We start from the raw sequence: 24,956 nt of genomic DNA, 5'->3' as shown, positions 1-24,956 counted from the left end.
GTTGCCTTTATTGTTGTCGCCGGAATAACCAGTCCCGAACAGACAAATGCTGCGGGTCCGTGTAATCCTGCGGTTCAGAAGTGTATCTAGGCAAACGATAAGACGCCATGAGCGATCTTATTTACGTTGGTTTCGTAGTAGCCGGCGCGATGACACTTGTCATTGAGGCCTACAGAAACTTCAACGCCCCCAACGCCAGGCATCCATTCGAGCTGCACCCAATTTTGAAGGATGTAGAGGTTCGTAACCTTTGCACGACGGGCGAGATTGTTGCGGGCTTTGCCTTCTATGCGGCGCTTTACCTAATTGCCTATTCTGTCGTCCTGAGTTCCGCCGAGGTCTACGGGCTGCTTTCACAAGCTAACAGCGCGCTCGGTGAGATCGGCGCGACCGATGGCGGCAGCAGCATAACGGAACCCGATATCAATAACGTGCTGCAACTGTCGTCAGGCGACTACAACAAACCAATAATCGTTTCTGCCCTGATCATCTCGTCGCTTTCCATTGGAGCGGTGAAGCCCATAGAAACGACCATGCGGTCGCTCGCCCACCGTCTCGCCGGCGTGCCCAGAGGCATCTATCGCGTCATCGAACACCTGCGGGATGCTGACTATGCCGTGCTGATGGCCGAACACCCAAAGCCGCTTGTAGAGAGCTTCGAAGAGCATGCGGGAGACAAAATGCCCGAGTGGCGAGAACAGATCGTCGATTCGCTTACGGCCATCGATTGCCTGCTGGTCGCAACGGACAGCAAGAACAGGCTGCTTTATTTCCCGCTCTACAATCTGGAACGACTGAGGGGCCTTTCTGAAAAGATTGCGAACGATATCGCCGATCTGCAGGATTCAATAGAAAAGCTGTCCAACGAGGACCCATCGACGCTGCATATCAAATACGCCGAACTCGCAGGCAAAGCGATCATGTGCCGCTCCAACATCATGGCCTTCTTTGCGGTGCTCTACATCCGCAATGATCACGCCGTCTTCAGCTCGCGCAGTCAGCGAGCACGCAAGGGAGATCCGATTGCCGGCCTTAAAGAGGAAATCGAGGCCGCAGAAAAGGATGAGCAGAACTCATTCGGCCTCAGCATTCTGACCGCTTTCGTGCTCGCGTTCCTGGTCACCTTCGCGCTGTACTACAAATGGCACTATTGGCAGGGTATCGACACGCCGACGATTTTCCAGCCTGCAGCCTACGCTCAGAACGTCGACGCTGACCTGCTGACAAGCTGCCAGAAGGCATTCAGCAGTGAGTGCGATCCCATCGTGTATGCCTGGCGCAGTACGCAGATCCGAACCATCCTCGCAACGGTTACCTGGGATCAATTGCAGACGCTGTTGCTGACGGTCTTCAGTGTCCTGTTCGTCATCTTGGGGCGTGAGGTCCGCATCGAGCAACAATCCTGGAGAAGCAACTGGAAATTCACCCAGTTTCCGTTCTTGAAGCTGCTCTCCATGTCGCTTCTATCGGGGCTCGCTGCAGTCTTTTTAACTGCCCTCGTTCAATTGGTACGTCTGTGGTGGGACGCCAATTTCGAACTCACGCAATCACAGATAATCATACTCTTTCAGGATAATGGCCGCTTTTTCGCCCTGCAGGCCATCTCGGGCATTATCTTGGCAATGGCAGCACTGGTCCTGATGGACAAGCACAGTGAACGGCCCGGACGCTCCACGATGATAATCGCAGCAGTGGCAGGAGCAATCTACCTGCTCTATCAATGGGCTCTTGTGTTCCTGAGCTACGGTTTCACACCAGGCCCGTCGCAGGCCTATTTCTCATGGACATTTCGCGATGCTCTGATCTTCAGCATCCTGCCGGTTTCCTTTCTACTGATTTTCGCCTTTCTTCTGGAAGTCGGCGAAGACAAAGCTGAAGGGGATACTTCCAAAGACCAAAGTTAGGGTGGCCAGATGAAAGCAAGCACGCGCTTTACTTTCCTCTTCTGCATGATCTTTCTCGCCGCAGGCCTCATCACGCCACTGCGGTCAACGGCGTATGGTCAGGAGAAGCCAGAACAAACCGGACGGCTGGCGATCGGGGTACGCAGCAAGACTCAACCCTTTTCATACAAGCTGCCACCAGGCGTGATTGACAGTGATGCGACGCGCGGCCCGCTGAGCCGGGCGGGTTATGGCGGTTATATGATCCGTCTCTGCGATGCTGCGCTTGCTGAGATGCTGGTTGATCCGGATATCTCCCCGCCTATCAAGATGGAGAATATCAAAGTCTATGACATCGACGAAGGTACCTGGGTTGGAGAAAAAGCCGCAGTCTCAAACAATCTGGTCGACGGACAGCAGGAGCCTGCCGCATCTCGTTTTCTGAATCTCGGTAGGAAATTCGATATTCTCTGCGACGCTGCGACAATTACCAATGGGCGTCGCGATACCATCGTTTCTCCTCCGGTATTCCTGACGGGAATTGGCTACCTGGCATTGAGAGGTCAGCCTGCACGGAGCGATCCCTGTGGAAAGGCAGATGCGACGCAGAAACTGGTGGACGGCAAGCCTATATCCGAATCCTCGCCCGCGCTGATTGGGCTCGTCGGCGGGACGACGGCGCAAACTCGTGGATTGCAGGCTCTCGTCGACGCAAGGGAGATGCCGGAATACGAGAGTAACCTGATCGCGGAGCTACGACAGGACAAGTCACATATGTGCCAAGACGGAAAGGTTCTCGTGAGAACTTACAAAACCCACGAGGATGCGGCAAAGGCCTTCTGCAATGATCAATCCTTCCGCTATTATGTTGGCGATCTTGAGATCATCCGCACTTATGTCAGCGCAATACCCGGCTGCAGATTCGACAATGGTGCGATCACCTACACCAACGACCGCTACGCCATATTCGGCAAAGCGGTCGGAAGCGACAATACATCCCCGGCCTCAAAAAACATGGAGCGAGAGCTTCTGGTGGCACGCTTTTTTGTCACTCTCAATCAGAAGGTCGTGTTCAACCCTTCGATCCTGGATAAGGCCTACGACGACAGCTTTCCCGGCCTGCCGCAAAGCCGCAAACTGAAACTCTTCTATTGGAGTATTCGCGGAGAACACCTGCCCGATGCAACCGACTCAGCGCCGGAGATCGATAAATCTCAGTGACGCGTTAAGTCGCGTCAGCGCTTACGGACAAATTCCGTGCGCAGGACGAGACCTTTGATCGTATCGTGACGGCAGTCGATCTCCTCCGGATTGTCCGTCAGACGGATCGAGCGAATGACCGTGCCCTGCTTCAGGGTCTGGTTGGCGCCCTTGACCTTGAGGTCCTTGATAAGCGTGACGGAATCGCCATCCTTCAAGACGTTTCCCGAGGCGTCGCGAACCTCGGACGCGGCCTGTGCGGCTGCGGCCATCTCGGAGGCCGGGCGCCATTCGCCCGTCGCCTCGTCGTAAACATATTCGTCGTCGCCACCGGCCATGATATTCACCCTCGATCAGGAATTTCTTCAGTTCATGATCGGCCGCTTATACGATCACGCGCTGTTGCGCAACCGCAGTGACAGACTGGGAAGCGCGTCACGTGGGCCTGCCGGCAAATGGGCGATAAGCATGCCACGCTTCCCTGACAATGCGTCAACATCGGTGAGCGGCAATAGTGTCGGGATCAAAGCGGCCGCGACATGAAGACTTCGGTGTGGCTGATTTCAGCGGGCACAGCGTGAAAAGGCGGGCAATGAACGAAGCCGAAGGCTTCGTAGAGGGAGAGCGCGCTCTTCAAATAGGCTGCGGTATTGACGAGCATGGTAGTGCGTGCGCTCTTCTTCGCTTCGTCGAACACCCTTTGCATCAGCACATTGCCGACGCCCCGGCCGCGAAAAGCGGGGTCCACGAAGAATTTATGGATCTCCATGGCATCCGTCTCGAATGGCGCGAGTGCGATGCAGCCCGCCGGCGCTCCCTCCCATCGGGCGATGAACATCATGGCGTCGTCGGAGCCGTATTTCCGGGCGAGGCTTTCGTGATTTTCGCCGTGGAAAAGCGCCATGACGATTTCGGCGGGAACGCCGTGGGCACGCCCGAGCTCCACATCCAAGGCACCGAGCGCCTCGCAGAAGCCGGCGGCGATCACGAAATCTTCTCTGCTGCCTACCCTTGAAACGGAAATCATCTCAGGTCCCCGATCCCGGCTGATGAAGGTCTTTCATACCATCTGAGCGTGTTTACTGCCATCGTGATCCCTTGTTTCCAGCCGCAAGCAATGGTATTTCTCCGCTGCAACCGAGAAAAAAAAAGGAGGGCTGCGCGTGAATACCTACTTCCGGCATCATCGCCAGCCTGGCCCAGTCAATGCCCTGCAGATGCGTTTGCAGGGCTGACCAGAGACCGTTTCTCGCTAATCTCTTCCTGGTCTGCCCCTAGTGGCATTGCTGCACCTGAATGCCCGCCGTTCAAGCTGCAGCATTTCATAATCCGCCAAGCATAACGCGCTTTTCCGTCGATGGCTGGAAGCCCCGGATATGCGCGATCGCTCGGCAAGACCAGGATCAGATCATGACCCTCATCAATATCCACAATCTCGGCATCGTGCTATCCACGCCGCTGTTTTCGAAGCTCAACCTCGTCGTCAATGCCGGCGACCGGCTTGGCCTCGTGGCCGCGAACGGGCGCGGCAAATCCACCCTGCTCAGGATCATGACTGGCGCACTGGAGCCGACCGAAGGCGAGATCACCAAAGCGCGGGGGCTCACCATCGGCCATGTCGAGCAGAATGTGCCGTCAGCACTTCTCGACGCCACTTTCCGCGACGCCGTCTTGCACGCCCTTGCGCCCGATCAGGCCGAAAGCGAAAGCTGGCGGGCGGATGTCGTGCTGGAATCTCTCGAAGTGCCCGAGGAGTTGCGCGAACGGCAGCTCCGGCAGCTCAGCGGCGGCTGGCAGCGCTTGGCATTGATCGCCCGCACATGGGTGAATGAACCCGATGTGCTGCTGCTCGACGAGCCGACCAACCATCTCGACCTCGAAAAGATCGCACAGCTCGAGAACTGGCTGAATATGCTGCCGCGCGACACACCCGTCATCATCTCCAGCCACGACCGCGCCTTTCTCGATGCGACGACCAACCGGACCCTCTTCCTGCGGCCGGAGCAATCGGCTGCCTTCTCCCTGCCCTACAGCCGGGCGCGTGCCGCGCTCGACGAAGCGGATGCTTCGGATGCGCGACGCTACGAAAAGGATATGAAGACGGTCGAGCAGCTTCGCAAGCAGGCGGCGAAGCTCAACAATATCGGCATCAATTCCGGCAGCGACCTGCTGGTGGTCAAGACGAAGCAGCTGAAACAACGCGCCGAAAAGCTGGAGGAGACGGCAAAGCCCGCTCATCTGGAACGGTCGGCCGGTGCAATCCGGCTCGCCAACCGCGGCACGCATGCCAAGGTTCTGGTGACGCTTGGAGATGCCGAGGTCACGACGCCTGACGGTACCCTGCTCTTTCGCACGGGCCGGCAGTTCATCTGCCAGGGCGATCGCATCGTGCTGCTCGGCCTCAACGGCGCCGGCAAGTCGCGTCTGATCTCGATGCTGAGGGGCGCGATTGCAGAGCCGGAGACGACAAAAGCCGGCATTAAGGCCACGCCCTCGCTGGTGCTCGGCTATGGCGACCAGCTGCTGGCCGATCTCAGCGATGCCGACACACCGCTGCAGACGATCATCCGCCGCTTCGATGTCGGCGACCAGCGGGCGCGTTCGCTGCTGGCCGGCGCCGGGATGACGATCGAGATGCAGGGCAAGCCCGTGAAGCTGCTCTCCGGCGGGCAGAAGGCGCGGCTCGGCATGCTGGTGCTCAGGCTGACGCAGCCGAATTTCTACCTGCTCGACGAGCCCACCAACCACCTCGATATCGAAGGGCAGGAGGCGCTGGAGAGCGAGCTGATGGCGCATGAGGCAAGCTGCCTGCTCGTCTCGCACGACCGCAGTTTCGTGCGGGCGGTCGGCAACCGCTTCTGGCTGATCGAGCGGAAAAAGCTGGTGGAAGTGGAGAGCCCGGAAGGGTTCTTTGCGAGTGTGGGGGCTGGGTAACGGAAATTGGGGGTGGATTTCGTCTGCTGGTGTGCCATTTAGCCCCCTCATCCGACCCTTCGGGCCACCTTCTCCCCGCTGGGGAGAAGGGACGGAGACGTTGCAGCCCCCCACTTCTCCCCATCGGGGAGAAGATGCCGGCAGGCAGATGAGGGGTCACGCGGCACCCCTTACCCTCCTCATTCCGACATTCGGCCACCCCTACCGCTTGCCCGCCGAGAGGCAGAAATAGGCCCCCTGCGGATCCATCCCCTGACAGACCCAGCCGCCGGGAACTTCCATGGGACCGTTGACGACCTTGCCGCCGCCGGCATTGACGCGCTCGATCGCAGCATCGAGCGCCGGCACGGTGAAATAATAGGACCAGAAGGCCATGCCGACCTCAGGCGGGCGGGTCATCATGCCGCCGGTCTGTTTTCCGTGTTCGGCGAAGATGTGGTAGACGCCCATCGGCCCCATGTCGAAGTCCTGATCCTTCGTCCAGCCGAAGAGCTTGGAATAGAAGTCGAAGGCCTTGGCGCCATCATTGGCGTAGAGCTCGCGCCAGCCGACATGGCCGGGCGTGTCGAAAGGCAGCTCCGGCGGCGGATTTTCCATCGGCAGCGGCGTCATGATGCAGAGCACCGCCCCGTCAGGATCGGCGACGACGGCGAAGCGGCCGATGCCCGGAATATCGGCCGGCTGGCGGCGGATGGTCCCGCCATTTGCCGAGAAGTCGCGCGCCGACTGATCGACATCGTCGACGGCGACGTAACCGGTCCAGTTCGGCGGAATGCCCTGCCCTTCCAGCTCTGCCGGAAAAGGCATCATACCGGCGACCCTGACACCGTTTGCTTCGAAGATGGTGTATTCCGGCTGGTCTGCCGCCGGCATTTTGCTCGACGTCCAGCCGACGACCGAGCCGTAGAATTTCGCCGCCGCATCGGGGTCCGGCGTCATCAGTTCGCACCATATGAACTTGCCATGCGTATTGGACATCGTGTTCTCCTCGGTCCACGCTTGAGTTCAGTCTTGAAATTTGCCCGGCGATTTCAGCCCTTTCGGGTATATCTGGCTTCCATGAACTGCTTCCAAGAGCCGTCAGGCTCACGGGTGCTCGATGTGAAGGTTCTCGTGATGTCATCGAGGAAGGTGATCTGCTCGCGATAGTCGGCAAGGCCGCTGCCGTCGAAGGCCGGCCCCTTTGTATAGAGCGACAGGACATTGCCTGACGGCTCGACCTCGCCTTCATAAGTCCACATGTAATCCATCATGGAGCCGATCCAGCTGCCGACATATTTACCCTTGCTCGGGTCGTAGCCAAGCGTGAGTATCGTCGTCGCCTGCTTGCCATCGGTCATTTCGCCGCTGCCTTCAGCGACGAACCAGATACCCTGCAGGGACCGAACGGTCTCTTCCCAGGGCTTCTGACCGGTCATGTCCGGGGCATTGACGGTCCATCGACCGACCATTCTCTCCAGAAAACTATGCTCCTTCAGCACTTCTGCAGTCTTCATCGTCCTTCTCCTCCGGATGATGGGTGGCTGACTAGATGCTTCATGCAATTCCGGACGCAAAAGCGGCTGGAATTGCGTTAGTGGCAGGATGAGGCTTGAGGGGCTTCCTCATATTCATCGTGGCGTTTTACGAAATCCATGGTCGAATCTTCGTTGCGGCCCTTGGGCGCGTGATCCAGGATCATCAGCGTACCGAGGATTTCTTCCGCGCCGCGGGCATAGCTCGAATAGGTATGGAACACTTCGCCCTTCTCATTCCGGTAAAAGGCCGAAAGTCCGGGCAGCTCGTCATTGGCGTCAGAGGGCGCTATTGGAGAGAAGTTATAAAAGACCTTGTCTTTGGCAAGGTCCTCAGGCGTGAAAGATACGTGATAATCGAAGTTGAAATCGCTGCCGAAGGACGAAACCCAAGGGAAATTCCAGCCCATGCGCTTCTTGTAGGCCTCGATCTTGGCGAGCGGCGCACGGGCGACGGCAACAAGGGTCACGTCGTGGTGGTTGAGGTGGGGCAGCGTGCCGTCAAGATGATCGGCGAGGAATGAGCAGCCGGGGCAACCTGCCTCCCATTCGGGGCCGAACATGAAGTGATAGACCATCAGCTGGCTGCGGCCATCGAAAAGGTCGGCGAGCGATTTCGGCCCTTGCGGCGTGTCGAACATATAGTCCTTGTCGACTTTCACCCAGGGCAAAGCCATGCGCTCGGCATTCACCTTGTCTCTCAGATGGGTCGCCTCTTTCTCTCTCAGGAGCAAAGCTCGGCGGGCTTCGAGCCATTCCTCGCGGGAAACGACGGGATTTTGAGTCATCTTGTTCAACATGGTCTGCGCCCTCCTCCGGCGCGCCGGTATTTTCCGGCAGATAGTCTCCTCTTCTTGACTAAATACATTGATATCAATAGAAATAGACCATGTCAAACTCGATCGCGATTCCTTTTTCCACAACGCTTCTGGTGCGGGACACGTGCCTGTGCCTGCATGTGCAACGCGCCGCCCGTGCGCTCGCAAGGCTGTTCGACGACGCGCTGCGGCCCGTCGGCCTTACCAACGGCCAGTTCTCCCTGCTGATGTCACTGAACCGACCGGAGCCGCCGCCGATGGGTCCCGTCGCAAGCCTGCTCGCCATGGACCAGACGACACTGACCGCGGCACTGAAGCCACTGCAGCGCAGGGGCTTCGTCGATGTGGTGCCGAACCCGAGGGATCGGCGCGGCCGTCTGCTCTGCCTGACGGATGATGGGCGGGCGGCACTAAGAGAGGCGCTGCCGATCTGGGAAAGCACGCACGCGGCACTGGAAGCAAAACTGCCGAATGGCGATGCGGATGGGCTGAGGCGCGACCTGCTGCACCTGGCGTGATCCTGCAAAGCCGGGAATCTGACGACTGCAAAATCAGCCACAAAAAGCCTCTTGACTTAGAGTGCACTCGAAGCCGTAGCTTCCTTGGCGTCGTGACGAGAACAGGTGTCTCATGAAGATCAGTGACCTCGCGAAACGGTGCGGTCTGTCGGCTCATACACTGCGTTACTACGAGCGTATCGGCCTGCTGCCCTATGCTGATCGCGACCGATCCGGACAACGCGACTACGACGCTTCCATCCTTTCCTGGATCGAGTTTGTCGGCCGTCTGAAGACGACGGGCATGCCGATCCGCGACATGCTGCTTTACGCAAAGCTTGCCGACAAGGGGAAAGCCACTTTCAGCGAGCGTCGAGAGATGCTCGAAGAGCATCGTGAGCGTGTCCGGGTCCATTTGGCCGATCTCGAAGCCTGCCTTCGCGTCCTCGACGGCAAAATCGCTTCCTATGCGGAGGCGGAAGAAAGGATGAGAGATGACAAACGGAACATTGCAGACACGCCAGCTCGGGCAAGGACTTGAGGTCGGATCGATCGGCCTCGGCTGCATGGGCATGAGTTGGGCCTATGGCGCAACGGAAGCGGACAGGGGCGAGGCGATTGCGACGATCCATCATGCGCTCGATCGCGGCGTAACTCTGCTCGATACCGCCGATGTCTACGGCCCGCATACCAACGAAGAGCTTGTGGGGGAAGCGATCAGAGGCAGGCGTGAGCAGGTTGTGCTTGCGACCAAGTTCGGCATTATACGCGGATTGGAAGCAATGCCTGGCACCCAGACAGTCAACGGGCGGCCCGACTATGCCAAGGCCTCCTGCGAAGGGTCCTTACGGCGCCTCGGCGTCGACCACATCGACCTCTATTATCTCCACCGCGTCGACCCCAACACCCCGATCGAGGAAACGGTCGGCGCGATGAAGGAGCTCGTCGAAGCCGGCAAGGTCAGGCATATCGGCCTGTCGGAAGCCAGCCCTGAAACGATCCGCCGGGCGCATGCCGTGCATCCCGTCACGGCTGTCCAAAGCGAATATTCGCTCTGGTCGCGCGATCCTGAAAACGGCGTGTTGCAGACGCTGCGCGAACTCGGGATCGGGCTCGTCGCCTATTCGCCGCTTGGGCGCGGCTTACTGTCGGGCGCGATCCGGTCCGTCGACGATCTTGCGCCTGACGACTACAGGCGGAACTCGCCGCGATTCATGGGTGACAATTTCGAGCGCAATCTCGAACTGGTCGGCGTGGTCGAAGAGATTGCGCGCCGCAAGGGCGTGACACCGGCGCAGCTGGCGCTTGCCTGGGCGATGGCACAGAGCGAACATATCGTGCCGATCCCCGGCACCCGCCGCCGCAGCCGGCTGGACGAAAATCTCGGAGCGGCCGCCATCGATCTGACGGCACAGGATCTCGAGGAAATCGCCAGGACCCTGCCCCGCGCTGTTGGAGATCGCTACGGCGAAATGGGCATGCGCGAAGTCAACGGATGAACATCCTGACAGTACGAAGTCTTCTCCCCGGCATCCGGGGAGAAGACAGGACATTGTCGCGGCATCAGCGCGTCAGGTCGAGCGCTGCAAGATGATCAGGCAACCGTGACCGGAACTTCGGTCGAGGTGCGCATGGCGTGGCTGTAAGGGCAGACGATATGGGCGGCCGCAGCGAGCTTTTCGGCGGTGGCCTTATCGACACCCGGGATGTTGACCGTCAGCGCAACTTCGATGCCGAAGCCGCCGCCATCTTCACGCGGGCCGATGCCGACGGTTGCGGAAACCGTTGTTTCCTCGGGAATCTTGACCTTTTCCTTGCCGGCCACAAATTTCAAAGCACCGAGGAAGCAGGCCGAATAGCCGGCTGCGAAGAGCTGTTCGGGATTGGTGCCGGTTGCGCCGTCGCCGCCGAGTTCCTTCGGCACGGTCAGCGTGACGTCGAGAACACCGTTTTCAGAAACGGCGCGGCCTGCGCGGCCACCGGTGGCGGAAGCTTTGGTCGTGTAGAGAATAGGCATGACAATCTCCTTTGGTTGGCCCTGTTCGATCGGGTTGGATTTCTAGTATCGCACAATTAAATTGTACGCAAGTGAATTTTGCAAATTGCATTCGGAATCTGAAAGGAGGAGAATGAAGACCTCCAGGGATGGCAGACATGAAGGCGAGAACGGCGAAAGTGATGGAAATACCGGAAGAGGAAAAGCGGCTGGAGAAGCAGCTCTGTTTCGCGGTCTATGCGACGGCGCATGCCTTCACCCGTGCCTACAAGCCCATACTCGACAGGGTGGGCCTCACCTATCCGCAATATATCGTCATGCTGGTGCTTTGGGAAAAGGCCGAACTGCCGGTCAAAACGATCGGCGAACAGCTCGATCTCGATTCCGGCACGCTCTCCCCCCTTCTCAAGCGGCTGGAGCAGAACGGCCTCATCAAGCGCCTCCGCGATTCCCGTGACGAACGGCAGGTCATCGTGTCGCTGACGCCGAAGGGTCAGTCGATGAAGGGCGAGATCAATACGATCATGTCTTCTATCGGCGAGGCGATCGGCTGCACGCTGGAGGAAATGGCCGCCATGCGCGACATGCTGCACCGGCTGCGGGGCAATCTCAACGCCAGCATATAGGCGGAGACGGATTACGGTCTGAAACAGAATGCCCGCGCCTGATAGACGCGGGCAATTTGCGTTATTCCGCGGCCTGATAGGCCGGCTGGCGAACCGTTGCGGTCTTCGGACCGACAGCGGCAAGCAGGGTGATCAGGATCGCCAGCAATGCCACGAAGATGATGCCGCCGACATAGGGATCCCAGCCGAAGTGCGGGGCCGCAGCAAAGATCGCGGAAGCCGCCGCCAGCACGACGCCGCCGCCGATCTGGAAGGAAGCAAAGAGCAGACCGGAAGCAAGGCCCGACTTGTCCTCCTCGACATCGGAGAGCGCGGCGACCTGGATTGCCGGATAGGTCATGGCATAACCGATCCCGAGCGGGATCTGGTTGAGGGCAACCAGAATGATCGGATCGATATGGCCGACCAGTGTCACCCAGAGGATGTAGCTTGTGGCCTGCAGGCCGACGCCGACCGCCATCAGGCCCGTCGTGCCGCGGTTCTGCGCCACCGTGGCAAAACGCGGCGCGAGGAACATGACGCAGACGCCGCCGAAGGCGAAGCAGAAGCCGGTGGCGAAGGCCGACCAGCCGATGACATCCTGATAGTAGAGCGTTGCGATGAACTGGAAGCCGACATAGGCCCCCTGGAACAGCGCGGCAATCGCGTTGGCATGGCTGAGCTTTGCCCTGCGGAAGATATGCAGCGGCACCATGGGATCGGCATGGCGCGATTCCACGATCAGGAAGAGTGCGATCAGTACCACGGAGGCGACGAGCGACCCCCAGGTGAAAAAGTCATGCCAGCCGGCAGCCGCGGCATTGGTGATGCCGAAGACGAAGAGCAGCAGGCCGGGGGTGATTGTCAGCGCGCCGGCCCAATCGAAATGCTTGCGCCCCTCGCCGCGGCGCTCATCCGCAGGCAGGACGAAGGGAGCGATCGCAAGTGTGAGGATCGCGACCGGGGCGCCCATGACAAGCGTCGCCCGCCAGCTGAAGATGGTGGCCGCGCCGCCGAGCACCATGCCGAGCACGAAGCCGGTGGCCCCCGTCGAGGCGAAGACGCCGAGCGCCTTTGCCCTTTTCTCGCCTTCACCGAAGACGGAGAGCAACAGGGCGAGCGCCGCCGGTGCCGTGAAAGCGGCGGCGATGCCCTTTACCAGACGGGCGGCGATCAAGGTCGGGCCGCTATCGACGAAACCGCCGGCGATGCTGGCGGCCGCGAAGATGCCGAGCGACCAGAGGAAGACGCGGCGGTGGCCGAAAAGGTCGGCGACGCGGCCGCCGAGCAGCAGGAAGCCGCCATAACCCAGCACATAGGCACTGACAGCCCATTGAAGCGAGGTTGCCGGCATACCAAGTTCGGTCTGGATCGCAGTCAGGGCGACCCCGATGGTGGAAACATCCATGGCATCAAGGAAGTTCGCAGCGCAGAGCAGCAGCAACGCCAGGCCGGCTCCGCGTGGAGATGGGGAATTGGTCATCAATCTCAGTTCCTTCTTTGCTGCCGCTCTCGCCGGGAGGCTGGCGGGCGGCAGGGAACGAAAAAATGTACAGCTTCAAACCCCATTGCAAATTGATAGTAACCATGCCAGGTATTACTCGTAATGATGAATGATGCCGTCCTTCGCAAAATCGATCTCAACCTTCTGCTCGCCTTTTCAGTGCTGATGCAGGAGCGCAATGTCAGCCGTGCAGCCGAACGGCTGCTGCTCGGCCAGCCCGGGCTTTCCGCCGCGCTCAAGCGGCTGCGCGAGGCGCTGGATGACGAGCTGTTCGTGCGCGTCGGCCGCGGCCTGCAGCCGACGGCGCGGGCGCTGGCCATCGCACCGGCGATCGAGGATGCGCTGTCCGGCATCGAACGGGCGATCCGCCCGCCCACTGGCTTCGATCCGTCAACCTGGCAGGGTGAATTCCGCGTCGGCATGTGCGACAATCTGGAGACGGCCTTTTTCGGCCCTCTCGTCGCGCGGCTGCGCCAGCTTGCACCCGGTGCGCGGCTCGTCGGCATTGCCGCCGACAAGCGCGACGCCGCTCAGATGCTCGATGACGGTGCTTTCGAATTCAGCATCTCCGTTCACGGCGAACCGGCTTCCTGGCATATCCGCAAGCCGCTTTTCGAGCAGTGCTCGATCGCCATCTACGATCCGCAGCAATTGAAGCTGAAGCCGCCGATCAGCGTCGAGGATTTTATCGCCGCGCCGCATATCGCCATCTCCTTCCTCGGCAACGCGAGCACGGCGCTCGATGCTGCGCTCAACAAGGTTGGCCTGAGCCGGAATGTGGTGGCGACGGTTCCCCGCTATTCGGCCGTGCCGCCGGCATTGAGAGCCATGCCGTCGATCGCCGTCGTGCCGGAATCGCTCGGCCGTTGCATGGCGCAGCTTCATAATCTCGAGGTGTCGATGCCACCGATCGAGCTGCCGGCTGACCCGGTGTCGATGCTGTATCGGCGAGTGGACAGGGCGGACGAGCGGGCGGCCTGGTTTCGGCGGTTGTTTGTCGAGGTGGCGGATGCGGCGCTGCTTGCTTCGGGGTGCAAGGCGGGGATTTGCGCTGAGGCGGCTTGAGAATACTTCAAATGGAAAAGGAAAACCGCCCGATCGGGCGGTTTTTTGTTTTGGCTTGGCACCCCTCCAGCCCTTCGCCTGGGCTCAGGGCGTTCGTCGTTACAATCGATTCACTGGATCGATTGTTGCCGCTGCGCGGCATCACTCCGGCCCGGCGCTTTCGCTTCGGGCGTTCGTCACTGCAATCGATTCACTGGATCGATTGCTCGGGCTTCGCCCGACCGCTCCTCACTGCCAAACAACAACAGGGGTTTTGTTGGGGACGCGATCGTAGAGGTCGATGATGTCCTGGTTCAGCAGGCGCACGCAGCCCGAAGAGACGGCCTTGCCGATGGAGCGCCATTCGGGATTGCCGTGCAGGCGGTAGAGCGTATCTTCGCCGTTGGAGAAGATATATAGAGCGCGCGCACCGAGCGGATTCAAGAGGCCTGGCTCCATGCCACCACGCTCGATCGAGTATTTCGCAAGCTCCGGCTGGCGGGCAACCATCTCATTCGGCGGCTTCCAGCGCGGCCATTTCTGCTTCCACTGGATCACACCGTTACCCGACCATGCAAAACCTTCGCGGCCGATGCCGACGCCGTAGCGCATCGCCATGCCGCCGGGCTGGACGAGATAGAGGAAACGCGAGGGCGTATCGACGACAATGGTGCCGGGCGGCTGGCCTGTCGGATCCACGACCTGCTGGCGATAGTAGCGCGGATCGATCTGCTGGTAGGGAACGGCGGGGATGAGGAAGCCGCCGTCTTCGATTGGACCGTACATGACGGCAAGTTCTGCTTCACCGGGCACGCTCGTCGTCTGGAACGGGCGGAAAGGAGAGCGGTAGCTGATCTGCATGCCGCCATTTTCGACCGTATTCGACGTGGAGGCACAGCCTGCCAGCGCGGAAGCCGCTGTCAAAGCCGAAAAGGAAAGAAAGCTACGACGGGAGAGAGGTTTATCGAGGCTCATGACGCGGGACTGATTTCCTTCGTGATGCGGGGCTTGCAATAACGCAGCTCACCCCTGATTCGTCCAATGCCGAAATCGGCTACAGCGCCGCGCGCCTTCAGACGCGCAAAGGACGCTGCAGCACTTTAAATTGCTCATAATTTTATCCCTAAAGCGATTCCGATTTAAGGAATTATGCCAGGGAAAAATCTATCGGCTTAAACTAAATAAACCATAGCATCACGCAGACGTGTCCAGCCGCGGGCAGACGATCTCGCCTGCCCTGTTGCAGCCCTACATCACAACGATCTCGGACTTGGCCGGAACGCGGTCGTAGAGGTCCACTACATCCTGATTGAGCATGCGCACGCAACCGGAAGAGACAGCCTTACCGATGGACTGCCAGTCGGGCGTGCCGTGGATGCGATAGAGGGTGTCCTGGCCGTTCTTGAAAATATACATGGCGCGGGCGCCGAGGGGATTTGCAAGGCCCGGATTCATGCCGCCATTTTCCGCAGAGAAGGGACGAACTTCCGGCTGGCGGGAGACCATTTCGACCGGCGGTGTCCAGCGTGGCCACTTCTGCTTCCACTGGATGACGCCGCGGCCCTTCCAGCCGAAGCCCTCGCGGCCGAGGCCGACACCGTAGCGCATGGCCTTGCCATTGCCTTCGACGAAATAGAGGAAGCGGTCCTGCGTATCGACAACGATCGTGCCGGGGCGTTCGTTGGTCTGGTAATCGACCTCCTGGCGCAGATATTCCGGACGGATGCGAGTGGCGGGGATGGCCGGCAGCGTGAAATCGCCGTCCCTAACCTGGCCGTACATGCCCATATCGAGGCGCAGCGGGTTGCTGACCGGCAGGCCGTAGGTCTGGTTGAACTGCGTCTGATAGAGTTCGCGCGTATGCGGCACCGGCTGATCGGGAAGGGGCTTGACGCGACGCGGATCGACACCCGGCGGCTCGTAGAAGACCGGCGAAGTTTCCAGCACGAAGCGCGCCGGGGAATCAGCTGCGACATCCGGAACGAGAATGTTGCAGCCGCTAAGCGACGTTGCGGCAGCAACGAGCCCGGCAAACGGGAAAGCCCGGCGCAGAAAATTCATGAAACCATCCTCATCAGCGATAACAGAGACAGCATTATCTGCCCGCAGGATGGCATTCGCGGCTGGCGCGAGGCTGGCGGCCGAAGGTGAAATCGACCGAAAAAGCCTGACCCGCATCCGGCAGCTATCAGGCGGCCACACCGTGAAAGAACTGGATGCTTTGCGCGATCTCGGCCGGCAGCGCCGAGGTGTGGTTGCCGGCGACCGTATCGGCTTCGATCTGCGTACCCGCCGCACGGGCACGCGAGACGAGCAGATCGGCGCGATCGTTGAAGTGGGACTCTTCCTTGCCGTGCAGCACGCGCACCGGGCATTTGAAGCTGTGCGCGTAGCAAAGCGCCGTGCGCACCTCGAATTCATGCGCGTTGGAATCGTCGAAGCGGATGTCTTCGGGATAGCGGTTGAAGAAGCGGAAGGCATCTGCGTTGCCTGAAATCGGCACGGCGGCCCGAAAATGATGCGTACTCATCGCCGTCAGCATGGTCAGCGTGCCGCCGACGCTGTGACCGGCGATGAACAGGCGCTCGGGATCGACGCCCGGCAGATGGCGCAGACGCTCGGTCGCGGCGAGCACGTCGTCCACCTCGTCATAAAAGCCGGAGAAATTGCCCATCTGGCCGTTTTCGCCGCGCACGGACGGCATCATCACGACATAGCCGGCATCCATGTAAGGCTTCACGAGCTGCCAATGGCCGATGCCCATGGCATTGCCGCCGTGGAGGAAGAGGATGCCGGGCTTGGGCTTTCGTTCGCGCTTGTACTTCGAAACCCAGGCGGTCAGTTCCAATTCGCCGCCGTAGCCGGAGCGATAGAAGATGCGGTCGGCATCGGCGGGTGCTGTCAGCGGCTCGTATTTGTCCGGCGCCGGCCCCTTCTGCAGCAGCTTGGTGCGGAAGTGGCGACGAACGCCGGCATAATCATGCTTGGCGAGCCTCGGAACGTCGGGCACATCGAAGGCATTCGCAAGGCTTGGCAGCAAAAGAGAACCGGCCATGCCTGCAAGCAGGCCGCGGCGTTGACGGAAAAAGGCATTTCGTTCTTGCGAGCTCATACGCGGCACCCATCATTTCCCCGGCTCAAAAAATCTGCACCGGAAGAGCGCTGCCGCCAATACACATGCTGTTGAAAACGGCGGGCCTGCGTCATTGTTGCGCAGGCAGATGCCATCAACCCGCCTTGGCATCGATCATAGCAATGAGGGTGCGCAGGCGATCGGCCTCGTAGGAGGGCTTGTCGGGGCGCAATCTCGCGATGCGGGGAAAGCGCATGGCGACGCCTGACTTGTGACGAGTGGATCGATTGATTCCCTCGAAGGCAACTTCCACCACGAAGCCGAATTCCTTATCCGCCCGCACTGCCCTGACCGGACCGAAGCGTTCCGTCGTATTGTTGCGCACGAACTTGTCCAGCACTTCGAGCTCAGCATCGGTAAAGCCGAAATAAGCCTTGCCGACGGGAACAAGCTGCTCGCCGTCCTCGTCGTCCGCCCAGACGCCGAAAGTGAAATCCGAATAATAGCTGGAGCGCTTGCCGTGGCCGCGCTGGGCATACATCAGCACGGCATCGACGTTGTAAGGGTTGCGCTTCCACTTGAACCACGGCCCCTTCATGCGGCCAGCCTGATAGATGCTGTCGCGGCGCTTGATCATCACGCCTTCGATGACGGGATCGGGCGGTGCTGCGCGCAGATCGTCCAGCTCCTCCCAGGTCGAGAACGGCACCAGCGGCGACAGGTCGAAGCGGTCATGGGGCGCGCGATCGATGACGTCGGAGAGCCGCCCGCGGCGCTCGATATAGCTGTTGCCGCGCACATCCTGCTCGCCGTCGAACAGCATGTCGTAGGCGCGGATGAAGGCGGGATATTCCTCCAGCATCCTTGAGGTGACCGTCTTGCGATTGAGACGCTGCTGCAGATCGGAGAAGGTGCGGGTCGGACTGTTGGAACGCGCCGTACCGCCGACCAGCAATTCGCCGTCGATGACGCCGGAAAAGCTGATCGATTCCAGGATATCCGGAAAGGCACCAGAGATGTCGTCGCCGGAACGGGAGTAGATCCTGCGCGTCTCGCCGGAGCGGGACAGCTGGACGCGGATCCCGTCCCATTTCCACTCGGCGGCATAATCGGCAGGGTGGAGGGTACCCAGATCGCCCTCTTCTACCGGATTGGCAAGCATGACGGAATGGAAGATGGCGGGCGTGGCGAGCACCGGCTTTTCTTCTCCGCCTTCCAGCCATTTGAACAGGCTTTCATAGGGCGGCTGGAGGCCATGCCAGAGGGTCTCGATCTCGGTGACGTCCCTGCCGCCGAGATCGGCGAGCGCCTGCTTGGCGAGACGGGCGGAAACGCCGATACGCAGCGCCCCGGTCGCCAGCTTGATGAAGGCGAAGCGGCCGGAGGAATCGAGCCGGTCTAGCAGGTCGCGCACGAAGCTGCGCACCTCCGTACGGCCGAGCGAATTCATTTTGACGACCACTTCGCCGAGGCGCGGTTGGGCGAGTGCGGAGCGGTCAATATCGCGCTCATTGTCCCAGACCAGCGAGATCGTTTCGGCAAGGTCGCCGACATAGTCATAGGAATAGTGAAAGAGCACCTCGTCCATGCGCTCCAGCACCAGTTCGCGCAGCATGGCGGGCTTGACGTTGCGCACCTCCAGCGTGCCGGCAATGACGGCAAGGCCGTAGCCGCGGTCTGGGTCCGGCGTGTCGCGGAAATAGTCGGTCAGCAGCTTCAGCTTGCCGTTGCGGCTGGGAGTGAGGACCAGGCGGTCGAGGAGGTCGGCGAAGGCTTTCATGCTGAGCCTCCATCCCTTCTCCCCCGCGGGGAGAAGGTGGCCCGAAGGGTCGGATGAGGGGGCCTCCAGCGCCGAATGTGAATTGTTCGTGTGACAGATAGCTCTTGCCGTGCGGCCCCCTCATCCGGCTGCCGCCACCTTCTCCCCGCTGGGGAGAAGGGATGTTTGGTCGGCCGCTCGCTAAACTTTGCGATTCGTGGTGAGGGGTTTTCGGCAACAAACTCCATCCTCAATCCCCCTCATCCTCATAGCCCACCAGATGCAGCGGCTTGGCCTTGATGCCCTGCAGCTCGCACCAGCGCACCAGCGCCTCCTCGCGGCCGTGGGTAACCCAGACCTCCTGCGGGGCAAGCTCGGTGATCGTCTTGGTCAGTTCCGGCCAGTCGCAATGATCGGAGATGACGAGCGGCAGTTCGACGCCGAGCTGCTTGGCGCGCTGGCGCACCATCATCCAGCCGGACGCGAAGGACGGCAGCGGATCGTTGAAGCGGCGTGCCCAGCGGTCGGCAAAAGCCGAGGATGGGCCAACGACGACGGCGCCCTTGAAGGCGGACTTGTCACGGCTTTCGATCGTCGCCGGAAGGAGTTCGCCGAGGTCGATGCCCTGGCTGATATAATAGTCGCAGAGCCGTTCCATGGCGCCGTGGATATAGATCGGCTCGCCATAACCGGTATCGCGCAGCAGGCGGATGACGCGCTGCGCCTTGCCGAGCGCATAGGCCCCGACGAGGTGCGTGCGTTCGGGAAACTGGCGCAGCGAGGCGAGAAGCTTGCCGGTCTCGTCGATCGGATCGGGATGGTGGAAGACCGGCAGGCCGAAGGTCGCCTCGGTGATGAAGACATCGCAGGGTACCGGCACATAGGCCTCGCAGGTCGGATCCGGGCGACGCTTGTAATCGCCTGATACGACGATGCGCGTGCCGTTCTTCTCGATGGCGATCTGCGCCGAGCCGAGCACATGACCGGCGGGATGGAAGCTCACTTTCACGCCGTTGACGACGAGCTCCTCCCCGAAAGCGACGGGCTGTTGGCTGGCTGAGAAGCCGTCGCCGTAGCGGATGCGCATGATGTCCAGCGTCTGGCGAGTGGCGAGCACATTCACATGGCCCGGACGGGCATGGTCGGAATGGCCGTGGGTGATCAGCGCCCGCTCCACCGGCCGCACCGGATCGACGTAGAAGCCGCCTTCCGGACAATAGAGCCCTTCGGGGGCGGGATAGAGCAGCGCGTCTGGTCTCATGATAGCAAAGATAGTGGGAAATGCGTTTTGCGCCAGAGGGATACACGGTGCCAAATTTAGCCGTGAAGGCGGGCCATGCCGCCCTCCGTCCATTGCATCCGCCCACAAGCCTCGTTAGCTTCGCCCGCGCAGCAGCAGGGAAGCGAATGAGAGACGCATGCGGACTGTTATCGAATACGGACTACTGGCGCTCGGGTTGATGCTGCCTGCCGCGGCCGCGGCAACCGACTGGCAGCCGAGCGAAGAGGTGAAGGCTTATGCGATCACCGGCCGCACCGGCATGGAACTCTACCGGTCCATCGGCGAACGCGGGCCGCAGGCCGGGCCGGGACGGGTCATCGCGCATACGACTTTCAAGCTGACTTGGACGCGCAAATACGAACAGCAGGGCAGTGCCTGCACGCTCACCTTCGCGAGACCGAAGCTCACCATCATCTACACGCTGCCGAAAGCGCCGAATGACCTCCCAGCGGCCACCAAGGCAAGCTGGGAGAGCTTCATCGCTGGCGTGCGCACCCATGAGCGCTGGCATGGCGAGACGATCATCGAAATGGTCAAGGAGATCGAGACGCTGAGCAACGGCTTCTCCGTGCCCGACGATCCCGGCTGCAAGAAGATCAGGCCCGAGCTGACGGTGCGGCTTGGAGAGCTCTCCAACAAACAGCGCCAGCGCGGCCGGGATTTCGACCGCGTGGAGATGAGCGAGGGCGGCAACATTCAGCAGCTCATCCTGAAGCTGGTGAACGGTCCCTGACAGGTTCAGAGCACGGCGAGAAAAGCGTCGACGCGGCTCCAGGTGGCATCCGCCGCCTTTGCATCGTAATCGGGCAGCGACGGATCGGTGTAGAGATGACCGACGCCGGGATAGAGAAAGACCTCCAGGCCGATATTGGCTCTTGCAGCATGCGCGCGCCATGCCGCCACTTCATCTGCCGGCTCGAAATCGTCGGGGTCTGCCAGATGGACCTGAACGGGAATGCCTTCGCGCGCATTGGCCGGAATCTCCGCGATACTGTGCAGCAGGAGCATGCCCGATGTCTGCGGTCGGCTCGACCAGAGGCTTGCGGCAATGCCCGCCCCCATGGAGAAGCCGCCGAGGACGGCCGATGCCGGCAGGTCGGCAACCGCCTTTTCGGCCCGCTTGCAAAGTTCGGCCCAGCCGATCTCCTTGCGAATAGAGAAACCTTCCTCGATCGTCTGCCCTACCCTGCCGCCGTAGAGATCGGGTGTCACAACCTGATGGCCGGCCGCGCGCAGACGGGCCGCGGCATCCCGTTCAAGGGACCGAAATCCGTAGACCGAGTGAAAAAGTGCAATCGCTGCCATCACTATCTCCCTCTTTTGTGGGCTCAACATAGGGTTTCTGCAACGTGAAGGCGAGACTTAGCCGATTAATGCCGCAAATGAGCCAAAGAACCACCGGAATCGCTTTCTAGGCATTTGCCGGCGCACGACCGGAGGGGATGATGGGACAGAAGCTCAAATATGCAGGCGTGGCGGTTCTCGCCTTTGCCGCCGCAGTTTATCTCAACAATACCAGCTTTTTAGCCGAACATCGCGAGAGCAAGCCACTGCTTCTGGCGCATCGCGGCATCGCCCAGCGTTTCGACGAGACGGACCTCAAGAACGACACCTGCACGGCCGCGCGCATGCTGCCGCCGAAGCACGATTATCTGGAGAATACGATCCGCTCCATGCAGGCGGGTTTCGATGCCGGCGCCGACGTGGTGGAGATCGACGTGCATCCGACAACCGACGGGCAGTTCGCCGTCTTCCATGACTGGACGCTCGATTGCCGCACGGATGGGCATGGCGTCACACGCGAACACTCCATGGCCGAGATGAAGACACTCGACATCGGTTATGGCTACACTGCCGACGGCGGCAAGAGTTTCCCCTTCCGGGGCAAAGGCGTCGGTCAGATGCCGACCCTTGACGAGGTACTTTCCACCTTCCCGGACAAACATCTGCTCATCAATGTCAAAAGCCGCGACCCTTCCGAGGGCGAAAAGCTCGCGGCCGTGCTGAACGGCCTGCCGGTTGAGCGGCGCGCCAGGATCATCGTCTATGGCGGCAACGAGCCGATCGACCGGATCCGGCAATTGGCGCCCGATATCCGCACGGCTTCGCGCGCCAGCCTGATGGGCTGCCTCACCGGCTATATCGGCTATGGCTGGACGGGTCTTCTGCCTGACGATTGCAAGAATGTGATGATGCTGGTGCCGATTAATTATGCGCCCTGGCTGTGGGGCTGGCCGGACAGGTTCCTGAACCGCATGCAGGACGCAAATACGCAGGTCTTCGTCATCGGCCCCTATCACGGCGGCGGCTTTTCGACGGGCATAGACAATGCCGAACGCCTCGCGCAACTGCCTGACAACTATTCCGGCGGCATATGGACAAACGAGATCGAGACGATCGCCGATCTGGTGAAGTGATCAGGCGCCGCGCGCCAGCAGCATGACGACGATTTCTTCCGGCGCCACGGGCTTGGAGAAGCGGTAACCCTGCGCCTCCTCGCATCTGGCATGGCGCAGGAACTCCAGCTGCGCGTCGGTTTCCACGCCTTCGGCGAGCACCGAGAGCTTCAGCGTCTGGGCGAGCGAAATGACGGCCGACGCAATGGCGACGGCGGTCTTATCGGCAGGCAGAGCCTCGACCAGCGAGCGGTCCATCTTCAACCGATCGAAGGGGAAGGTCTTCAGCGCGGCAAGCGAGGAATAGCCGGAGCCGAAATCGTCGATCGACAGACGCACGCCAAGCGTGCGCAGCGACAGCATCATGGAGAGGGCACGGGCGGCATCCTGCATGATGACGCTTTCGGTCACCTCCAGCTCCAGCCAGCGCGCATTGAGCCGATGAGTGTCGATCGCCTCTGCCACGTGGGAGGCAAAATCGGGATCGGCGAACTGCTTGGGCGAGACGTTGACGGCAATGGTCAGCGGCGTCAGGCCCATGTCCTGCCAGGCGCGAGCCTGGCGACAGGCCTCGTTCAACACCCAGAGGCCGAGCGGCACGATGAGGCCGGTCTCCTCGGCAAGCGGGATGAAATTCATGGGCGGTATCACGCCCTTTGCCGGATGGTTCCAGCGCACTAGGGCTTCGAGACCGGTGATACGGCCGGTCGCAACATCGACCTGCGGCTGGTAGAGCAGGAAAAGCTGGTTGGCAACGATCGCCTGGCGCAGTTCCTCCTGTTCGCTGAGCGGCAGGTCGACGGCATTACTCACGACGCCGTCGTGATATTGCAGCGTGTTGCGGCCAAGCTGCTTGGCACGGTACATGGCGCGGTCGGCATTGGCGAGCAATTCGTCGGGCGTCGCACCATCCCATGGGAAGGCGGCAACGCCGATGCTCGAAGTGACGGCGATCTCACCAACTTCGGAGCGGACAGGCTTGGAAATCGCCTTCTGCAGCTCGCGCAGACGCCGCATGATGCCGGCATCATGGCTGGACTGATGGACGAGCACGACGAGGAATTCATCGCCGCCGAGGCGCACGACCATATCGGAGGCGCGCACGCAGTTCGCCATGCGGGCAGCTGTCTCCTTGAGCACCTCATCGCCGGCGGCGTGGCCGCTCGTGTCGTTGATCTCCTTGAAATTGTCGAGATCGATGTAGGCAACGGTGACCTTGCGGTTGTTGCGCCGGGCCTGATCGAGGATCTTCGCCATGCGCTCCTTCAGGAAGGCGCGGTTCGGCAGGCCCGTCAGATCGTCGTGATGGGCCATGAAATGAATGCGGTCATCGACACGCTTACGTTCCACGGCAATGCCGGCGATATGGGTGGCGAGCGCCACCAGCTTCATCTCCTGCTCTGTCGGACGCCGAGGCTCTTTCGAATAGAGCGCGAACGTGCCGAGCACATTTTTCTGCGAGGTGCAGATCGGCGTCGACCAGCAGGAGCGGAAGCCGAACTGGCTGACCATCGCCCGGAAATCCTCCCAGAGCGGATCGGTCATGACGTCCTCGACGATGATGGTTTCGCCACGCCAGGCTGCCGTGCCACAGGAGCCGACTTTCGGACCGATGGCGACACCATCGATCATCCGGCTGTAGGCGCCGGGCAAATTGGGAGCCGCGCCGTGGTAAAGCCGTGTGCCCTCGCTGTCGAGCAGCAGCACAGAGCCGGAAATGCCGGTCATCTGGCGCTCGATCATCAGCACCAGTGCTTCGAGGATCATCGGCAGGGGTTCGTTGCGGGCGATCATTTCCAGCAGGTTCGCCTGGCCGCGATAGAGCTCCTCCTGCCGCTTGCGCTCGGTAATATCGCGAGACACGCCGATGAGGCCGACGACCTCGCCGCGATCGTTGCGCAACGGTATCTTGGAGGTCAGGCGACACATGGTGCCGCCATCCGGCATCGGCACGAGTTCTTCCATGTCGATGCGAGGCTCTCCGCCCGACATGATCTCTTGCTCGACATCGAAACACCGGCGGGCCGTCTCAAAATCGAACAGGTCGAAGTCACGCTTACCGGCGATCTCGGCAGCGTTCTCCAGCCCATGACTGCGCGCCACGACAGCATTGGCGAAGACGAAGCGGCTGTCGCGGTCCTTGACGTAAAGAAAATCGGGAAGCTCGTGGACGATCGCCTTGAGGCGGAGGTTCTCTATGCCTTCGGAAAGATGATGGGCAGTCGCGACCATCATTGCCTCCGTGGCAGCTACGATACGTTGTGTCTCGGCACTGAAGCTATCACCAGATTCCCAACGCCGGGCACCCATTCCTTTCATGACGCTGTTTTCTCCCGGTAACCGCAGGCCTATCCACAATAATCACAATTGAAACCGCTTTCTAAAATAACGAGCATTTCCTTCGGGGTGCTTAAATGGAAAGGTGAACAAGACGACAATATTTTTGGGGTT

At 60.6% G+C, this 24,956-nt stretch carries 24 protein-coding genes; 10 read left to right on the top strand and 14 right to left on the bottom strand.

The window, feature by feature from the left end:
• Window positions 1–107: 107 nt before the first annotated feature.
• Window positions 108–1,904: a hypothetical protein gene (locus FHT87_RS13370; protein WP_183735633.1), complete on the top strand. Its 1,797-nt coding sequence runs from the start codon at window positions 108–110 to the stop codon at window positions 1,902–1,904.
• Window positions 1,905–1,913: 9 nt separating this feature from the next.
• Window positions 1,914–3,104, top strand: coding sequence for a hypothetical protein (locus FHT87_RS13365; RefSeq protein WP_183802424.1), 1,191 nt, complete (start codon window positions 1,914–1,916; stop codon window positions 3,102–3,104).
• A 14-nt stretch (window positions 3,105–3,118) separates the two neighbouring features.
• Here FHT87_RS13365 and FHT87_RS13360 read toward each other — a convergent pair whose 3' ends face one another.
• Both FHT87_RS13360 and FHT87_RS13355 read right to left on the bottom strand, forming a co-directional pair.
• Window positions 3,119–3,421: an alkylphosphonate utilization protein gene (locus tag FHT87_RS13360; protein ID WP_183735631.1), complete on the bottom strand. Its 303-nt coding sequence runs from the start codon at window positions 3,419–3,421 to the stop codon at window positions 3,119–3,121.
• A 185-nt stretch (window positions 3,422–3,606) separates the two neighbouring features.
• On the bottom strand, window positions 3,607–4,110 hold the full coding sequence (locus FHT87_RS13355; RefSeq protein ID WP_183735630.1) for a GNAT family N-acetyltransferase: 504 nt from the start codon (window positions 4,108–4,110) through the stop codon (window positions 3,607–3,609).
• Between the two features lie 383 nt (window positions 4,111–4,493).
• On the opposite strand from FHT87_RS13355, the gene FHT87_RS13350 reads away from it, so the two are divergent.
• The gene (locus FHT87_RS13350; RefSeq protein ID WP_183802421.1) at window positions 4,494–6,017 is read left to right on the top strand and encodes an ABC-F family ATP-binding cassette domain-containing protein; all 1,524 of its coding nucleotides are present in this window, start codon (window positions 4,494–4,496) and stop codon (window positions 6,015–6,017) included.
• A gap of 201 nt (window positions 6,018–6,218) precedes the next feature.
• Here FHT87_RS13350 and FHT87_RS13345 read toward each other — a convergent pair whose 3' ends face one another.
• From FHT87_RS13345 to FHT87_RS13335, 3 genes are all read right to left on the bottom strand, one after another.
• A complete protein-coding gene (locus FHT87_RS13345; RefSeq protein ID WP_183735628.1) occupies window positions 6,219–6,995 on the bottom strand; it encodes a VOC family protein in 777 nt (258 codons plus the stop codon).
• Between the two features lie 53 nt (window positions 6,996–7,048).
• Complete coding sequence (locus FHT87_RS13340) at window positions 7,049–7,513, bottom strand: DUF1579 domain-containing protein (RefSeq protein ID WP_183735627.1); 465 nt, start codon at window positions 7,511–7,513, stop codon at window positions 7,049–7,051.
• 77 nt (window positions 7,514–7,590) lie between these two features.
• Window positions 7,591–8,331 (bottom strand): thioredoxin family protein, encoded by a 741-nt coding sequence (locus FHT87_RS13335; protein ID WP_183802418.1) that lies wholly within the window; start codon window positions 8,329–8,331, stop codon window positions 7,591–7,593.
• 89 nt (window positions 8,332–8,420) lie between these two features.
• Between FHT87_RS13335 and FHT87_RS13330 the strand changes: the two genes are divergently transcribed.
• The 3 genes from FHT87_RS13330 (at window position 8,421) to FHT87_RS13320 (ending at window position 10,345) form a co-directional block, all read left to right on the top strand.
• Window positions 8,421–8,867, top strand: coding sequence for a MarR family winged helix-turn-helix transcriptional regulator (locus tag FHT87_RS13330; RefSeq protein WP_183802416.1), 447 nt, complete (start codon window positions 8,421–8,423; stop codon window positions 8,865–8,867).
• 112 nt (window positions 8,868–8,979) lie between these two features.
• Window positions 8,980–9,387, top strand: coding sequence for a MerR family transcriptional regulator (locus tag FHT87_RS13325; protein WP_183735624.1), 408 nt, complete (start codon window positions 8,980–8,982; stop codon window positions 9,385–9,387).
• Window positions 9,356–10,345, top strand: a complete 990-nt coding sequence (locus FHT87_RS13320; RefSeq protein WP_183802705.1) for an aldo/keto reductase — start codon at window positions 9,356–9,358, stop codon at window positions 10,343–10,345. Before FHT87_RS13325 ends, FHT87_RS13320 begins: the two co-directional genes overlap by 32 nt.
• 95 nt (window positions 10,346–10,440) lie before the next feature.
• Here the strand turns inward: FHT87_RS13320 and FHT87_RS13315 are convergent, their stop codons facing one another.
• Window positions 10,441–10,863, bottom strand: coding sequence for an organic hydroperoxide resistance protein (locus tag FHT87_RS13315; RefSeq protein WP_183802413.1), 423 nt, complete (start codon window positions 10,861–10,863; stop codon window positions 10,441–10,443).
• Window positions 10,864–10,991: 128 nt separating this feature from the next.
• Here FHT87_RS13315 and FHT87_RS13310 point away from each other — a divergent pair, with 128 nt between their 5' ends.
• A complete protein-coding gene (locus FHT87_RS13310; RefSeq protein WP_183735622.1) occupies window positions 10,992–11,468 on the top strand; it encodes a MarR family transcriptional regulator in 477 nt (158 codons plus the stop codon).
• A gap of 61 nt (window positions 11,469–11,529) precedes the next feature.
• On the opposite strand, the gene FHT87_RS13305 is transcribed toward FHT87_RS13310, so the two are convergent.
• On the bottom strand, window positions 11,530–12,930 hold the full coding sequence (locus FHT87_RS13305) for an MFS transporter (protein WP_183802410.1): 1,401 nt from the start codon (window positions 12,928–12,930) through the stop codon (window positions 11,530–11,532).
• Window positions 12,931–13,053: 123 nt separating this feature from the next.
• Between FHT87_RS13305 and FHT87_RS13300 the strand changes: the two genes are divergently transcribed.
• Window positions 13,054–14,016, top strand: a complete 963-nt coding sequence (locus tag FHT87_RS13300; protein ID WP_183802407.1) for a LysR family transcriptional regulator — start codon at window positions 13,054–13,056, stop codon at window positions 14,014–14,016.
• A gap of 228 nt (window positions 14,017–14,244) precedes the next feature.
• Here FHT87_RS13300 and FHT87_RS13295 read toward each other — a convergent pair whose 3' ends face one another.
• From FHT87_RS13295 to FHT87_RS13275, 5 genes are all read right to left on the bottom strand, one after another.
• A complete protein-coding gene (locus tag FHT87_RS13295) occupies window positions 14,245–14,970 on the bottom strand; it encodes a L,D-transpeptidase (protein WP_183735619.1) in 726 nt (241 codons plus the stop codon).
• 273 nt (window positions 14,971–15,243) lie between these two features.
• Entirely contained in the window at window positions 15,244–16,056 is an 813-nt protein-coding gene (locus FHT87_RS13290; protein ID WP_183735618.1) for a L,D-transpeptidase, read from the bottom strand.
• A 127-nt stretch (window positions 16,057–16,183) separates the two neighbouring features.
• Window positions 16,184–17,107: an alpha/beta fold hydrolase gene (locus tag FHT87_RS13285; RefSeq protein WP_183802404.1), complete on the bottom strand. Its 924-nt coding sequence runs from the start codon at window positions 17,105–17,107 to the stop codon at window positions 16,184–16,186.
• Between the two features lie 115 nt (window positions 17,108–17,222).
• A complete protein-coding gene (locus FHT87_RS13280) occupies window positions 17,223–18,848 on the bottom strand; it encodes a cisplatin damage response ATP-dependent DNA ligase (RefSeq protein WP_183735616.1) in 1,626 nt (541 codons plus the stop codon).
• Window positions 18,849–19,077: 229 nt separating this feature from the next.
• Window positions 19,078–20,088 carry a ligase-associated DNA damage response exonuclease gene (locus tag FHT87_RS13275; protein WP_183802401.1) on the bottom strand — a complete coding sequence of 337 codons (1,011 nt, stop codon included), beginning with the start codon at window positions 20,086–20,088 and terminating at the stop codon, window positions 19,078–19,080.
• A 157-nt stretch (window positions 20,089–20,245) separates the two neighbouring features.
• On the opposite strand from FHT87_RS13275, the gene FHT87_RS13270 reads away from it, so the two are divergent.
• Window positions 20,246–20,842, top strand: coding sequence for a DUF922 domain-containing protein (locus tag FHT87_RS13270; protein ID WP_183735614.1), 597 nt, complete (start codon window positions 20,246–20,248; stop codon window positions 20,840–20,842).
• Between the two features lie 5 nt (window positions 20,843–20,847).
• Here the strand turns inward: FHT87_RS13270 and FHT87_RS13265 are convergent, their stop codons facing one another.
• On the bottom strand, window positions 20,848–21,414 hold the full coding sequence (locus FHT87_RS13265) for a dienelactone hydrolase family protein (protein WP_183802398.1): 567 nt from the start codon (window positions 21,412–21,414) through the stop codon (window positions 20,848–20,850).
• Between the two features lie 140 nt (window positions 21,415–21,554).
• Here FHT87_RS13265 and FHT87_RS13260 point away from each other — a divergent pair, with 140 nt between their 5' ends.
• On the top strand, window positions 21,555–22,526 hold the full coding sequence (locus tag FHT87_RS13260) for a glycerophosphodiester phosphodiesterase family protein (protein WP_183802702.1): 972 nt from the start codon (window positions 21,555–21,557) through the stop codon (window positions 22,524–22,526).
• Here FHT87_RS13260 and FHT87_RS13255 read toward each other — a convergent pair whose 3' ends face one another.
• Window positions 22,527–24,824 (bottom strand): EAL domain-containing protein, encoded by a 2,298-nt coding sequence (locus FHT87_RS13255; protein WP_183802395.1) that lies wholly within the window; start codon window positions 24,822–24,824, stop codon window positions 22,527–22,529.
• Window positions 24,825–24,956 lie beyond the last annotated feature (132 nt).

It is taken from the genome of Rhizobium sp. BK316 (assembly GCF_014193695.1).
Classification (GTDB): domain Bacteria; phylum Pseudomonadota; class Alphaproteobacteria; order Rhizobiales; family Rhizobiaceae; genus Rhizobium.
This window is presented reverse-complemented; position numbering and strand designations above follow the sequence as displayed.